We start from the raw sequence: 14,517 nt of genomic DNA, 5'->3' as shown, positions 1-14,517 counted from the left end.
ATTCTCGAAGAGCGAAGGCGTGTCTTGATCGCTGGTTGTCGGCTGCTGCCGTGCGCCCGATGCGGCTGCAGTTCGAGGGGCTGAGGATGGTGAGTGCGCACCACCACACCAGTGTTTGTACCGGCAGCGCAGTACGTGTAAGATCAAACCGACTTGTCATCCTTGCTTTTGCGCCTGTCGTCGGCGCTGATCCTGTTGGGTTCTTTTACAACCCGGAGACTGCCGTGTCGCTTCGAACCCTGATGGTCATTTCACTGTGGACGCTGGCCAGCGCCGCAGCGGCCCAGACAGCGACCTTTGCCAGCCGGTCCTTGACCCCTGAGCTGGCCTTGCAGGCTGCGCAGGCGGCGCTGGAGCGTTGCCGCGCGCAGGGTTTTCAGGTGGCGGTGGCGGTGGTCGATCGATCGGGAACGAAGCAAGTCTTTTTGCGCGACCGCTTTGCCGGCCCGCACACGGTGGAAGTGGCGTCCGACAAGGCCTGGAGCGCGCTCAGCTTTCGCACCTCGACCCTGGAGCTGGCTGGCCTGACGCAGCCGGGCCAGCCCATGAGCGGCCTGCTGGGCGTCTCGCGCATGTTGGCGGTAGGCGGGGGCTTGATGATCGAGGGCGGCGGTTCGATTTTTGGCGGCATCGGTGTCTCGGGTGGGCCTTCTGGCGAGGCTGACGACGGCTGCGCGCAGGCCGGTCTGCACGCCATTGCTGAGGAGATTCAGTTTTGACCCGCAGCAGCAAAAAAGCGGTCGCATGACCGTTCAGACCGACGATTTTTCGCCTGTACCGCGTTTGGTGTCGGCCGTGCCCGCTTCGCCCAAGGAAGAAGCGATCGAGCGGGCGCTGCGGCCCAAGTTGCTGGACGAATACGTCGGTCAGAAAAAAGTGCGCGAGCAGCTCGAAATTTTCATCGGTGCGGCAAAAAAGCGCGGCGAGGCGCTCGACCACGTGTTGCTGTTTGGCCCGCCCGGGCTGGGCAAGACCACGCTGTCGCACATCGTCGCGCAAGAGCTGGGCGTCAAGCTTCGTCAGACCAGTGGGCCGGTGCTGGAAAAGCCGAAAGACCTGGCCGCGCTGCTGACCAATCTGGAGCCCAACGACGTGCTGTTCATCGACGAGATTCACCGTCTGAGCCCGGTGGTCGAGGAGATTTTGTACCCGGCGCTGGAGGACTACCAGATCGACATCATGATCGGCGAGGGCCCGGCGGCGCGCAGCATCAAGCTCGATTTGCAGCCCTTCACCCTGGTGGGCGCGACCACGCGCGCGGGCATGCTGACCAACCCGCTGCGCGATCGCTTTGGCATCATTGCCCGGCTGGAGTTTTACACGCCGCAAGAACTCGAGCTGATCGTCACGCGCAGCGCGCGCCTGTTGCAAGTGGAGATCGACGCCCAGGGCGCGGCCGAACTGGCGCGGCGCTCGCGTGGCACGCCACGCATTGCCAACCGGCTGCTGCGCCGGGTGCGCGACTACGCCGACGTCAAGGGCAGCGGCCGCATCACGCACGAGCTGGCGCAGCGCGCGCTGGCCATGCTCGACGTCGATCCGCAGGGCTTTGACCTGATGGACCGCAAACTGCTCGAAGCCGTGATTCAACGCTTCGATGGCGGCCCGGTCGGGCTGGACAACATCGCCGCCTGTATCGGCGAAGAGCGCGATACCATCGAGGACGTGATCGAGCCCTACCTGATCCAGCAGGGCTTTTTACAGCGTACGCCGCGCGGGCGCATCGCCACCCAGTCGGCCTACCGGCACCTGGGGCTGGCACCGTCGGCCGTTGCGGCAGATTTGTGGACGACCGGCACGCATCTTCCCTTTCCTCAGACCTGAGCACAGCATGAGCAAGCACGATTTTGACCTCTTTGTGATAGGCGGCGGCAGCGGTGGCGTGCGCGCCGCGCGCCTGGCGGCCCAGTTGGGCGCGCGCGTGGCGCTGGCCGAAACCCTGGGCCCCGAGGGCCTGGGCGGCACCTGCGTCAATCTGGGCTGCATTCCAAAAAAACTCTACCGCTACGCGGCCGACTTTTCCCATGCCTTCGATGACGCGCGCGGTTTTGGCTGGCAGGGCGACAAGCCCAGCCTGAACTGGGCGGCGCTCAAAGCCAACCGGGCGCAAGAGATCAACCGCCTGAACGCGGTGTACGCCGACTTGCTGCGCGCCGCAGGCGTCACGCTGTTCGACGGTTTTGCCCGTCTGCAGGGCGAGCGCGGCGTCGCTCTGGCCACGCTCAACGCCGACGGCAGCGCGGGGCATCGGAACTTCAGCGCCGAGCACATCCTGATTGCCACCGGCGGCACGCCGCACGTGCCGCACTTTCAGGGGCGCGAACACGCCATCACCTCAAACGAGATTTTCGATCTGGAGCCTTTTCCGCAGCGGCTGGTGGTGGTCGGCGGCGGCTACATTGCCTGCGAATTTGCCTCCATCTTCACCGGCCTGGGTGCGCGGGTGACGCAGATCTACCGCGGCGAGCAGGTTTTGCGCGGTTTTGACGACGAGCTGCGGCATTTTGCCGCTGCCGAGTGGGTCAAGGCGGGCCTGGACTTGCGGCTCAACAGCGGCGTGGTCGATATTCGCCGCAGCGCCGACGGTTTGCAGGTCGATCTGGAGGGCGGCGGCGTGCTGCAGGCCGACGCCGTGCTCTACGCCACCGGCCGTCGGGCCAACGTGCAGGGTCTGGGGCTGGAGTTGGTGGGCGTGGCGCAGGGCGCGCAAGGCGAGGTCTTGGTCGACGCGCATTACCAGACCAATGTGCCCGGCATCCACGCCGTGGGTGACGTCACCCAGCGCGTGCAGCTCACGCCGGTGGCGCTGGCCGAAGCCATGCAGGTGGTGCAGCGCTTGTTTGGCAGCGCGCCCCAGGCAAGCGCGCAGGCGGTTGGCGCAATGGACTACGAGGGCATACCGAGTGCCGTCTTCACCCATCCGGCGCTGGCCTGCGTCGGTCTGACCGAGGCCGCTGCGCGCGAGCGCCTGGGCCAGATCAAGGTGTTTCGCAGCGAGTTCAAAGCGCTCAAGCACACCTTGTCGGGTCGCAGCGAGCGCACGCTCATGAAGCTGGTGGTCGACGGCGCCAGCGATCGCGTGGTCGGTCTGCACATGGTGGGTGCCGACGCGGCTGAGATCGTGCAGGGTTTTGCGGTTGCCATGAAAGCCGGCGCGACCAAGGCGATGTTCGACGCCACCATCGGCATTCATCCCAGCGCAGCAGAAGAATTCGTCACCATGCGCGCAGCGCTGCTGCGCTAAAACACAGCAGCGCCCAGTCCACATGCCAGAGTCACCGCCCTATATCGCGCCCGCTTTTTTCAGCGACGCTGCGGCCGCCTTGGCCCAGGTGCAGCAGATTTATCGCTTGGGTGTGGCGTTTTTGCAGCGCTCGCTGCGCGAGTTCGTCGACGACGCACAGCAGGGCCGGCGGCGCGTGCGCGCCTGCTACCCCTGCGTGCGCTTGCACGCTGGCAGCCAGACCGGGCATGGCGCGCGTGCGCTGCAAGGCCTGAGCTACGGCTTCGTGGCCGGGCCGGGCCGCTTCGAGGCCACCCTGACCCGGCCCGACCTGTTTGCCGATTACTACCTGGAGCAGTTCGAGCTGCTGCTGGCCAACCACGGCGGCCCGCTCGAAGTGGGCACCAGCACGCAGCCGATACCGGTTCATTTCGTGTTCTCCGAGCACGAGCACTTGCAAGGCCAGCTCAGCGCCGAGCGGCGCTTGCAAATGCGCGAGTGCTTTGATTACCCCGATCTCGCTGCGATGGACGACGGCATTGCCAACGGCACGCACCAGCCCCGCGCGGGCCAGCCGCAGCCGCTGGCGTTGTTCACCGCGCCCCGGGTCGACTATTCGTTGCAGCGGCTGCGCCACTACTGCGGCAGCTCGGCCGACTGGTTTCAGAACTTCGTGCTGTTTACCAACTACCAGTTTTACATCGACGAATTCATCTTGCTCGGCCAGCAAGAGATGGCCAACCCGCACAGTCCGTACCAGGCCTTGGTCGAGCCGGGCAACCGGGTCACGCGCCGGGTGGGCTGTGCGGCGCAGGCGGCTGATGCGCTCGGGCAGGAGCCGTCGCGCCTGCCGCAAATGCCGGCCTACCACCTGTGGCGCGAGGGTCGCAGTGGCATCACGCTGGTCAACATCGGCGTCGGGCCGGCCAACGCCAAGACCATCACCGACCACATTGCCGTGTTGCGCCCGCACGCCTGGCTGATGATTGGCCACTGCGCCGGTTTGCGCAGCACCCAGCAACTGGGTGACTATGTGCTGGCGCACGCCTACGTGCGCGAAGACCACGTGCTGGACGAAGACCTGCCGCTGTGGGTGCCCATTCCGGCGCTGGCCGAGATTCAAGTGGCCCTGGAGGCTGCCGTGGCCGACGTGACCGGCCTGGCGCCGCATGAGCTCAAGCGCATCATGCGCACCGGCACCGTCGCCAGCACCGACAACCGCAACTGGGAGCTGCTGCCGGACCAGCAGCCGCAGCGCCGTTTTTCACAGTCGCGCGCGGTGGCGCTCGACATGGAGTCGGCCACCATCGCGGCGAACGGTTTTCGTTTGCGCGTGCCCTATGGCACTTTGCTGTGCGTGAGCGACAAGCCGCTGCACGGCGAGCTCAAGCTGCCCGGCATGGCCAACCAGTTCTACCGCGAGCGGGTCGACCAGCACCTGCGCATTGGCGTGCGCGCGCTCGAACGCCTGCGCCAGGATGGCGTGGGCCCCTTGCACAGCCGCAAGCTGCGCAGCTTTGCCGAGGTGGCGTTTCGCTAGCTAGACTCGGCCCGCGGCGCAGTCTTGCGTTTCGTTCGGGTTGAGCCCTTCGACAAGCTTCCTTCGACAAGCTCAGGGCGAACGGTTGGGCAGAGCAATTCTTGTTCCCGTTCGGACTGAGCCTGTCGAAGTCCAGATCGCACGCGCCTTCCTTCGACTGGCTCAGGGCGAACGGTTGTTGCTCACTGGGTTGAAGGCGCGCTTTCATGCAAGCGAACGCGCTGCAGCGCAGCACGGGTGGGGCGGCAGGTGGCTGCCCGAGCCGGCCAAGGCTCAAGTCTCTTTCGAGATTTTTATGCTCGGAAACTTGGAAGAAAAATCCTTTGCCCGGGCGGCGATTTTGATCGCCACCTGACGCGCCACCGCTTTGTAAATGGCGCTGATCTCGCCATCGGGATCGGCCACCACGGTGGGCGTGCCGCTGTCGGCTTGTATGCGAATTTGCATGTTCAGCGGCAAGGCGCCCAGATAGTCCATGCTGTACTCGGCCGCCATGCGTTTGCCGCCTTCGGCGCCGAAGATATGCTCGGTGTGACCGCAGTTGGGGCAGCAATAGACCGCCATGTTCTCCACAATGCCCAGAATCGGCACGCCGACTTTTTCGAACATTTTGATGCCTTTGCGCGCGTCGAGCAGGGCAATGTCTTGCGGCGTGGTAACGATCACCGCGCCGGTCAGCGGCACGCGCTGGGACAAGGTGAGCTGGATGTCGCCGGTGCCGGGCGGCAGGTCGACAATCAAATAATCCAGCGCGCCCCAGTTGGTCTGGCGCAGCAGTTGCTCCAGCGCTTGGGTCGCCATCGGGCCGCGCCAGATCATGGCTTCGTCGCGGTCGATCAAAAACCCGATCGAGATCACCTGCACGCCGTAATTCTCCATCGGCTCCATGGTCTTGCCGTCGGCGCTTTCGGGGCGGCCGCTCAAGCCCATCATCATGGGTTGGCTCGGGCCGTAGATGTCGGCGTCCAGTATGCCCACGCGCGCGCCTTCGGCGGCCAGCGCCAGTGCCAGGTTGGCGGCGGTGGTGCTCTTGCCCACGCCGCCCTTGCCAGAGGCCACGGCAATGATGTTCTTCACGTTCGGCAGCAGTTGCACGCCGCGCTGCACGGCATGGGCCACAATGTGGCTGCTCAGGTTGATCGAAACGTTTTCCACGCCGGGGACGGTTTTGGCCGCTTGGATCAGCGCCCGGCGCAGCGCCGGGAGCTGGCTTTTGGCCGGGTAGCCCAGCTCGACGTCAAACGCCACGTCGCGCCCTTGGATTTGGAGGTTTTTCAGCGCTCGGCTGGAGACGAAGTCGACGCCCGTGTTCGGGTCGGTCACGGTTTTCAGGGCGCTCAGCAGCGTGGCTTGGTCAATGGTCATGCGAGAAGGTCTCCTGGCGGGTTGTTCGAAGGGTGCAAGCGCCTGCAGTCTACCGTTGCCGGTGGCAGCACAAGATAGACGGCCGCCGGCAAAGGGTATCGCGCGCGGGCGGCCTAAAATCGACGCTTCCCGGATCGAAAGCATTCCCCCATGAGTCAGCGACACCCGCGCCGCCTGTTCGTCACCACCGCACTGCCTTACGCCAACGGGCATTTCCACATCGGCCACATCATGGAGTACATCCAGGCCGACATCTGGGTGCGCTACCAGCGCATGCAGGGCCACCAAGTGCACTTCGTTTGCGCCGACGACGCGCATGGCGCACCGATCATGATTGCGGCCGAAAAGGCCGGCCTGAGTCCGCAGCAGTTCGTCGCCGCCATTGCGGCTGGCCGCAAAGCCTATCTGGACGGGTTTCACATTGCTTTTGACCACTGGCACAGCACCGACGCGGTGGAAAACCACCAGCTCGCGCAAGACGTGTACCGCGCGCTAAAAGCGAACGGTCTGATCGAGACGCGCTGCATCGAGCAGTTCTTCGACCCCGAGAAGGGCATGTTTTTGTCAGACCGCTACGTGCTGGGGGGGTGCCCGAAGTGCGGCGCCCAAGACCAGTACGGCGACAACTGCGAGGTCTGTGGTGCGGTCTATGCGCCGACCGAGTTGACAAGCCCGCGCTCGGCGCTCTCGGGTGCGGTGCCGGTGCTGAAGTCTTCCGAGCATTTTTTCTTCCGACTCTCAGACCCGCGTTGTCTGGCCTTGCTCGACCAGTGGACGCAAAGCGGCGCGGTGCAGCCCGAGGTGCTCAACAAGATCAGCGAGTGGATAGAGCCCGGCGCAGACGGCAAGCCAAAAATGGGCGACTGGGACATCAGCCGCGACGCACCCTATTTCGGTATTGAAATTCCTGATGCGCCGGGCAAGTATTTCTACGTCTGGCTGGACGCTCCCATCGGCTACCTGGCGGCGCTGAAAAGTTATTTCGACCAGGGCGGCGCCCAGGCGGCATGCGGCGAGACGCAGTCGTTCGAGGCCTTCATGGCCGACCCCGAGACCGAGCAGTTCCACTTCATTGGCAAGGACATCATCACCTTTCACACCTTGTTTTGGCCTGCCATGCTGCATTTTTCCGGTCGCAAGCTGCCCAATGCGGTGTTCGTGCACGGCTTCCTGACCCTCAACGAAGGCGAGAAAATGAGCAAGAGCCGGGGCACCGGTCTCGATCCGCTCAAGTACCTCTTGCTGGGCATGAACCCGCAGTGGCTGCGCTACTACCTCGCGGCCAAGCTCAGCGGCAGGAGCGAAGATGTCGACTTCAATCCGCAAGACTTCATGGCCCGGGTCAATAGCGATTTGGTGGGCAAGTACATCAATATCGCGTCGCGCGCGGCCGGCTTCATTGCCAAGCGTTTCGACGCCCGCCTGGGCGAAGTCTCCAGCGACGGCGAGACCGTGCTCGATCAGTTGCAGATGGCCGCGCCGCTGCTGGCCCAGCTCTATGCCGAGCGTGAAACCGGCAAGGCGATGCGCGAGATCATGCAACTGGCCGACCGCGTCAACAGCTACGTGGACCAGAACAAACCCTGGGAGCTGGCCAAACAAGACGCGCTGGCAGGACGGCTGCACGACGTTTGCAGCACCTGCATCGAGGCCTTTCGCCTGCTCACGCTTTACTTGAAGCCGGTGCTGCCGGCGCTGGCGGCCGAGGTGGAGGCGTTTTTGTGCATAGAACCGATGCAGTTTGCCGACGCGCAGCGCCTGCTGGGTGCGGGTCACCGCATCCAGCCCTATCGGCACTTGCTGCAGCGCGTCGATGCCCAGCAGCTCGAAGCGCTGTTCGAGCCTTCGACCGCCACAGCCGAACCCAAACCCGCGCCCAAACCCGCTCTGCCCGGCGGGCAAGCGCTGGCGCCGACCATTGCCATCGACGACTTTGCCAAGATCGACCTGCGGATCGCGCGCATCCTGGCCTGCGAAGCCGTGCCCGGATCGACCAAGCTGCTGCGTCTGACGCTGGATGTGGGGGAGGGCGTTGACGCGCAAGGCCAGCCGCTCACGCGCTCGGTGTTGGCCGGTATTGCCAGCGCCTATCAAAGCGCTGACTTGGTCGGCCAGCTCACCGTGGTGCTGGCCAATTTGGCGCCGCGCAAAATGAAGTTCGGTCTGAGCGAAGGCATGGTGCTGGCCGCCAGTGACGCCGATGAGCAAGCCAACCCAGGTATCTACCTCCTTGCGCCGTGGCCGGGTGCACAGCCGGGTATGCGGCTGCGCTGAGGCCGGCTCAGTTGCGCTCGAGCGCCGGGTCGCGCACCGAGTGGGTCGAGGCCACGCGCAAGTCGTGGTCGAACACCACCGTGAACACTCGGGAGTCGCTCTCGTTTGGGCCGTCGCGGTAGCGCCAGTCGTAGTGCAGCTCGCGCTTGAGATCGAAACGCAAGATCGCCTTTGGCTTGCCCAGCATGCGGCGCACCTCTTCCATGCTCATGCCGGGCTTGATGCGCGCAAAGTTGTGCGCTGTCAGCACCTGGTGTCGTGCGCTCATGCTGCCGTCGGCAGCGATGGTAATCATGTAATTCTGGTAGCCGCCGGGTTGGTGGTTGTATTCGAAGATTTGCGCCCCGTCCGGGCCGTCCCAAATGGCCTCGGGTGCCCCAAAGCGTTCGCGCACATCGGCTTCGGTGGATACGCCTGGTTCGAGTTTGCCGATGTGTCGGGGGTCGCAGGCGCTCAGCAGCAGGGCAAGGCCCAGCACGGCGGACCAGGTCGACCAAGGTCTGGCTTGCGTTCGAAAAAACGTGTGCATGGCAGCTCCGGCTTGAGCCCCGATTGTCAGGCCTGAGCAGGCCGTTCTGCTGCAACTGGAGTGGGCAAAAAAAAAGCGGATTCAAACCCGAAGTGCAACACCCTGGGGTTCAACCTAAATCCGGCAGTTGACCGCGCAGTTTGCGCTGGAAACGCCCAGGAACACACACTCATTTGACCACGAAGGCACTCACCTGCTGGGTGCGAGCGCTACGCACCCGATTGAGCCGCCCTGGGGCGCGTCCAACTGCCGGATTTAGGATCAATAGGTCAAGGCGCGCGCCTTGCCCCAGAACGTTTTGTACATGAAGATGGTGTAGCCGATGATGAGCGGCACCATGATCGCCACGCCGATGAAGGTCACGGTCAGCGACTGGGTGATGGCCGCAGCTTCATGAATGGTCATCTGGCCGATCACGACATAGGGGTAAAGGCTGTAGGCCAGGCCAAAGAAGGCCAGCACGAAGATCAGTACCGTATTGGCAAAGATCAGCCAGCCGTAGCCGGCATTTACCAAGGCCGGACGTGCGCTCACCCAATGGATAGCCACCAGGGCCAGGACACTCATCAAAGGCACGGGCAAGAGCATCAAAAACTCCGGTACCGCAAACCACTTGTCCCAGACCTGTTCACTGACCAGTGGGGTGGCCACCGATATGGCTATCAACGAAAACGCCATAGGCCACAACGCCCTGTGCGCCCAGCGCACCGCCTTGTCTTGGAGCTCGCCTTCGGTTTTCATGATCAACCAGCCGGATCCCAGCAATACGTAGGCCGCCGGCAACGTGATGGCGATCGCCAGACTGAATGTCCAGCCCAGCAGACTGTTGTCGAATCCGGTGATGTAGCTGCCCAGCATCCAGCCTTGCGCCGCGCTGGCGATCAGCGAACCCGCAAAGAACGCCCGGTTCCAGAAGGGTTTGTAGGGCAGCGGCGCCTTGGATCGGAAGTCGAAGGCCACGCCACGCAAAATCAGGCCGATCAGCATGACGGCGACTGGCAGGTACAGTGCCTGCAGTACCACACCATGCGCCTTGGGGAAGGCCACCAGCAGCACACCAACGCCGAGCACGAGCCAGGTTTCGTTGGCATCCCAGAAGGGGCCTATGCTGGCAATCATGGTGTCTTTTTGGGTGTCGCTGCCCAAGGGTAGAAGCAACCCAACGCCCAAATCGAAGCCGTCCAGAATCACATAGGCCAGCAAGGATAAGCCCATCACGACCATGAAAAACAAGGGTAGGAATTCAGCAAATGTCATGTCAGGCTCCTGTCTTTCCCAGGCTGGCGTCGGCAGGCGGGGTGATGCCCACCGGCTTGGGGTTTTCCGCCATGTGCTTCAGCACCCCGATGTACCCAATCAGCAACAGCGTGTAGACCACCACATAGACGATCAGCGTTGCCCACACAGAGCCGGGGGGAACTATTTGCGTCACCACCTCATCGGTTCGCAGCAGTCCGTACACCACATAGGGCTGACGGCCGATTTCCGTCACGTACCAACCCGCCAGTGTGGCGACCCAACCCGAGAAGGTCATGCCCGCCAGCGTCCACAACAAGGGCCGCGACAACTGGGTGCTTGCTGCCCGGCGCTGTGGCCAGAGCTTCCAGGCCGACCAGAAGGCCACGATCAGCATCAACATCCCGACACCCACCATCAGGCGGAAGGCAAAGAACACAGGCGCCACGGGGGGGTGCGAACCCTCGAATTCATTCAGGCCTTTCAGTTCGCCATACCACTCGTGGGTCAGAATCAGGCTGGCCAGGTTGGGTATTTGCACGGCAAAGTGGGTTGTCTGGGCTTCTTCGTCGGGAATCCCAAAAAGCACCAGAGGTGCGCCACGCTGGGTCTCCCAGATGGCTTCAATGGCGGCCACCTTGGCCGGTTGATACTTCAGGGTGTTGAGGCCATGCAGATCGCCAACAAAAATCTGTATCGGCATGACCACCACCGCAACCAGCACGGATGCACGCAAGGCCTTGTGGGTGCCGCGGGTTGCGCTGCCTTTGATCAACTGCCAGGCACATAGGCCGGCTATCAGAAAGGAGGCCGTGAGGGCCGATGCAAGCAGCTTGTGCGACAGCCGGTACGGGAATGACGGGTTGAAGATGATGGACAGCCAGTCCACCGGTATGAATTCGCCGTTGACAATTTCGTAACCCGCTGGGGTCTGCATCCACGAGTTCAAGCTCAGAATCCAGAAGGCCGACAGGGTGGTGGCACAAGCGACCAGCAAGGTGGCCGTCATATGCACCCGCTCGCTCACACGGCCTCGGCCAAACAGCATGATGCCCAGAAAGCTAGCCTCCAAGAAGAAAGCGGTCAACACCTCGAAGCCCAGCAACGGCCCCGAAATATTGCCGGTTCGCTCCATAAAGCCCGGCCAGTTGGTGCCAAACTGGAAGCTCATCACAATGCCTGAGACCACGCCCAGGGAAAAGGTCAGGGCAAATATCTTGGTCCAGAAATAATACGCCTCTTCATAAGCGACATCGCGGGTCCGAATGAAGCGGATCCGAAAGTACACCAGATACCAAGCCAACGCGATGGTGATGGTCGGGAAGAGGATGTGAAAGCTTATATTGACCGCAAACTGAATGCGAGACAGCAACAAGGTATCGAATTCCATGTAGGGCTCCGTTGCGAGGTTCAGGCAGCGTTGCTGCTGGGATCTTCTTTTCTGCGGCTGGATTTGCCAGTCAGACGGTCTTTGAGCTCCAAGACTTTGGAGACCTTGGTTCCCATGTTCAGCAGTTGTTTCGCAGTTTCTGGCGACAGCTTTTGGACTTCGTCAAACCAGTCCATGAGCTGCTCGATCAAATCGTGCATCTCGCGCATTCGCTCCTGGGCGTAGACTTCGTCTTGGTTGCTGGGGGTTTGCAGCAAGGCCACGCGCAACATGCTCTGTGTGGGCTCGACCTCACGCCGTCGCCGCTGGTCGGCTAGGGTGTGGAAGATTTTCCACACGTCTTCGGGTGCCTCGAAGAACTCGCGGCGATCGCCCGGAAAGTGGCGCAGCTTCACCAGCTGCCAAGACTGGAGTTCCTTGAGCCCCATGCTGACATTGGATCGAGAAAATTGCAGCGCTTGCGCAATGTCATCCGCACACAGCGGCTCGCGCGAGACGAACAGCAGGGCATAAATCTGACCGACCGTGCGGTTGATGCCCCAGCGGCTGCCCATTTCACCAAAATGGTGAATAAACGAAAGGGTGAGCGGTGTGGTTTCCATGACTTTTCTAGTTTTCTGAGATTTCTGAGATTTCTGAGATTTCAGAAAATTGTGAAATTCTAGGGAGTCATTGAAGTCCTTTGGGCTCCCTGGGTTATTGCAAGACGGCCCGAGCTCAAAGTCCAACTGCAACACATTCTTCTGGAGAGTCTGTTGCTTGCCCAAGACCTACACCCCAGTCGTTGGGCTGGAAGTCCCCTGCTGAGCTGCTTCTTCTTCAGGGCTCGTTTGACTTTCAGGCCTACTGGTCCACTATCATCAAACCTGTTGCACTTGGGACTTGAATGTGCCGGCGCTTCAAAACCGTTTCAGATCAAGAACATGAATGACATTTCCAGCCAGGTCCGCCTCATCGACGTTGGCCCGCGCGACGGTCTGCAGAACGAAAAGCAGCCGGTGCCGGCCGCGGTGAAGATCGAGCTGGTGCAGCGCCTGCAGGCGGCCGGCCTGAGGGAAATCGAGGTCACGTCGTACGTGAGCCCGAAGTGGGTGCCGCAGATGGCCGACAAGCACGAAGTCATGCGTGGCATCAGGCGCCAGGCCGGCGTGCGCTACTCTGTGCTCACACCCAACCTCAAGGGTTTCGAGGCCGCCCTGCTCGACCAGCCACACGAGATCGTGGTGTTCGGCGCCGCCAGCGAGGCTTTCAGCCAGAAGAACATCAACTGCTCGATCGCGCAGAGCATCGAGCGCTTCGCCCCGGTGGTCGAAGCCGCGAAGGCGGCGGGCATTGCGGTGCGTGGCGCCATGAGCTGCGCCGTGGGCTGTCCGTACGAGGGTGAGATAGCCCCCGAGCGGGTGGATTATCTGGCGGGCCTGATGAAAGGCATCGGCGTGCAGCGCGTGGACGTGGCCGACACCATTGGCGTGGGCACGCCCAAGCGCGTGCAGGCCGCCATCGAGGCGGCGCTGAAGCACTTCCCCATCGACCACGTCAGCGGCCACTTCCACGACACCTACGGCCAGGCGCTGTCCAACACGCTGGCCGCGCTGCACATGGGCGTGTGGAACTTCCAGTCGTCCGTGGCCGGGCTGGGCGGCTGCCCCTACGCCAGAGGCGCCAATGGCAACGTGGCCACCGAAGACCTGGTGTACCTGCTGCACGGCATGGGCATTGAAACCGGCATCGACCTGGCTGCGCTGGTGGACGCCGGCCAGTTCATCAGCGCACACCTGGGTCGCCCGAGCGGCTCGCGCGTGGCGCGCGCGCTGCTGAGTCGGCGATAAACTGCGGGGATGCTCATGAACCAAGCGTTGATCAACCTGCACGATGCGCGCGCGCAGCACGTCGGCCCGGGCGTGCCCTCGCCCTGCGTGTCGGTGTGCGAACTGGACGAGGCCCTGGGTCGCTGCAAGGGCTGCTGGCGCACGCTGCAAGAAATTGGCCAGTGGACGCAGTTAAGCGATGCCGAGCGGCTTGAGGTCTGGGCACAGATCGAAGCGCGCCAGCTTGGCAGCGTCTGAGGACGGGATCGATATGGAAGACATCACTTTTTTCTACGACCCGCTCTCGCCCTATGCCTATCTGGCATTCGAGTGTCTGCCGCAGGCGCTGCAAGGCCACAGCCTGCGGCTGCGCTACCAGCCGGTGTTGCTGGGGGCGCTGCTCAAGGCACACGGACTGCGCGGGCCGGCAGAAATACCGGCCAAGCGCCAATGGATGCTGCGTCAGGTGAACTGGCTGGCACGGCAGCACGGTGTACCGTTGGACTGGCCGGCCGAACATCCGTTTTCGTCGCTGGCGCTGCTGCGTCTGGGGTTGGCCTGCGCCAGTGAAGACGCGCCCACGCAGACCAACCGCTACGTCACCGAGCAGTTGTTTCATTTCGTATGGCGCGGCGGCCACAGCGCGAGCGACCCGACCCGTCTGGCCCAATTGCAGGATCGCTTGCAAACGCACATGGCGCAGCGCGAAAAACCCTGGCTGGCGCCGGACAGTGAGGCGGTCAAGCAGCGCCTGCGCGCCAATACCGACGCCGCCCTGGCCCTGGGTGCCTTTGGCGTGCCGACCTGCTTGCTGCGCGGCGAGTTGTTCTGGGGTCTGGATGCCCTGCCCATGTTGCGCGAGCGCTTGGCTCAGGGCGGCGCTGAGGCAGCAGAGGCCGGCTTGTAGGTCGCTGGCCAGCCCGATCAAACCGGTTTCTTCTGAGTCCATCGAAGGACTCTGGGCTGGCCCGGCCTGCGTCTGACTCAAATCGCTTTTTGCACCAACCAGCCCTGGAACAGATAGGGCAGTCGCGGTCCCTGTTTCCGGGCGAACGGGTATTTCCAGAAGTGCCCAGATACGTTGCTCGCCGTAAGCTCGCCGCTCATCGTCCCAGGCGAGCACCAGACCATCGAATATCGCCTCGCAGCCCA

Annotated in this window: 13 protein-coding genes; 8 read left to right on the top strand and 5 right to left on the bottom strand. The window is 63.0% G+C overall.

The genetic code is table 11. The features are described from left to right. Positions 1-224: 224 nt before the first annotated feature. Genes EST26_RS07755 through EST26_RS07740 form a run of 4 tightly spaced genes read left to right on the top strand, consistent with a single transcriptional unit; the run spans position 225 to position 4,763 of the window. Positions 225-719, top strand: a complete 495-nt coding sequence (locus EST26_RS07755) for a heme-binding protein (RefSeq protein ID WP_291066757.1) — start codon at positions 225-227, stop codon at positions 717-719. Between the two features lie 25 nt (positions 720-744). After that, on the top strand, positions 745-1,824 hold the full coding sequence (gene ruvB / locus EST26_RS07750; protein WP_291066755.1) for a Holliday junction branch migration DNA helicase RuvB: 1,080 nt from the start codon (positions 745-747) through the stop codon (positions 1,822-1,824). Positions 1,825-1,831: 7 nt separating this feature from the next. Beyond that, positions 1,832-3,244 carry a glutathione-disulfide reductase gene (gene gorA, locus EST26_RS07745; RefSeq protein ID WP_291066753.1) on the top strand — a complete coding sequence of 471 codons (1,413 nt, stop codon included), beginning with the start codon at positions 1,832-1,834 and terminating at the stop codon, positions 3,242-3,244. Positions 3,245-3,266: 22 nt separating this feature from the next. Next, the gene (locus EST26_RS07740) at positions 3,267-4,763 is read left to right on the top strand and encodes an AMP nucleosidase (RefSeq protein ID WP_291066752.1); all 1,497 of its coding nucleotides are present in this window, start codon (positions 3,267-3,269) and stop codon (positions 4,761-4,763) included. 273 nt (positions 4,764-5,036) lie between these two features. Here the strand turns inward: EST26_RS07740 and apbC are convergent, their stop codons facing one another. After that, positions 5,037-6,128 (bottom strand): iron-sulfur cluster carrier protein ApbC, encoded by a 1,092-nt coding sequence (apbC, locus tag EST26_RS07735; protein WP_291066750.1) that lies wholly within the window; start codon positions 6,126-6,128, stop codon positions 5,037-5,039. A gap of 150 nt (positions 6,129-6,278) precedes the next feature. On the opposite strand from apbC, the gene metG reads away from it, so the two are divergent. After that, positions 6,279-8,402, top strand: a complete 2,124-nt coding sequence (gene metG / locus EST26_RS07730; protein WP_291066749.1) for a methionine--tRNA ligase — start codon at positions 6,279-6,281, stop codon at positions 8,400-8,402. Positions 8,403-8,409: 7 nt separating this feature from the next. Here the strand turns inward: metG and bamE are convergent, their stop codons facing one another. The 4 genes from bamE to EST26_RS07710 form a co-directional block, all read right to left on the bottom strand. Then, positions 8,410-8,931, bottom strand: coding sequence for an outer membrane protein assembly factor BamE (bamE, locus tag EST26_RS07725; protein WP_291066746.1), 522 nt, complete (start codon positions 8,929-8,931; stop codon positions 8,410-8,412). A gap of 261 nt (positions 8,932-9,192) precedes the next feature. Next, the gene (locus EST26_RS07720) at positions 9,193-10,188 is read right to left on the bottom strand and encodes a cytochrome d ubiquinol oxidase subunit II (RefSeq protein WP_291066745.1); all 996 of its coding nucleotides are present in this window, start codon (positions 10,186-10,188) and stop codon (positions 9,193-9,195) included. Between the two features lies 1 nt (position 10,189). Then, complete coding sequence (locus EST26_RS07715) at positions 10,190-11,557, bottom strand: cytochrome ubiquinol oxidase subunit I (protein ID WP_291066743.1); 1,368 nt, start codon at positions 11,555-11,557, stop codon at positions 10,190-10,192. A 20-nt stretch (positions 11,558-11,577) separates the two neighbouring features. Beyond that, complete coding sequence (locus EST26_RS07710) at positions 11,578-12,159, bottom strand: GbsR/MarR family transcriptional regulator (RefSeq protein ID WP_291066875.1); 582 nt, start codon at positions 12,157-12,159, stop codon at positions 11,578-11,580. Positions 12,160-12,480: 321 nt separating this feature from the next. Here EST26_RS07710 and EST26_RS07705 point away from each other — a divergent pair, with 321 nt between their 5' ends. The 3 genes from EST26_RS07705 to EST26_RS07695 are packed head-to-tail and all read left to right on the top strand — an operon-like array spanning position 12,481 to position 14,272. Further along, positions 12,481-13,386, top strand: coding sequence for a hydroxymethylglutaryl-CoA lyase (locus tag EST26_RS07705; protein ID WP_291066742.1), 906 nt, complete (start codon positions 12,481-12,483; stop codon positions 13,384-13,386). A 15-nt stretch (positions 13,387-13,401) separates the two neighbouring features. Next, a complete protein-coding gene (locus tag EST26_RS07700; protein WP_291066740.1) occupies positions 13,402-13,623 on the top strand; it encodes a DUF1289 domain-containing protein in 222 nt (73 codons plus the stop codon). 13 nt (positions 13,624-13,636) lie between these two features. Then, positions 13,637-14,272: a 2-hydroxychromene-2-carboxylate isomerase gene (locus tag EST26_RS07695; RefSeq protein WP_291066739.1), complete on the top strand. Its 636-nt coding sequence runs from the start codon at positions 13,637-13,639 to the stop codon at positions 14,270-14,272. The last annotated feature ends 245 nt before the right edge of the window (positions 14,273-14,517 follow it).

The organism is Hydrogenophaga sp. (assembly GCF_014773545.1).
GTDB lineage: Bacteria > Pseudomonadota > Gammaproteobacteria > Burkholderiales > Burkholderiaceae_C > Hydrogenophaga.
This window is presented reverse-complemented; position numbering and strand designations above follow the sequence as displayed.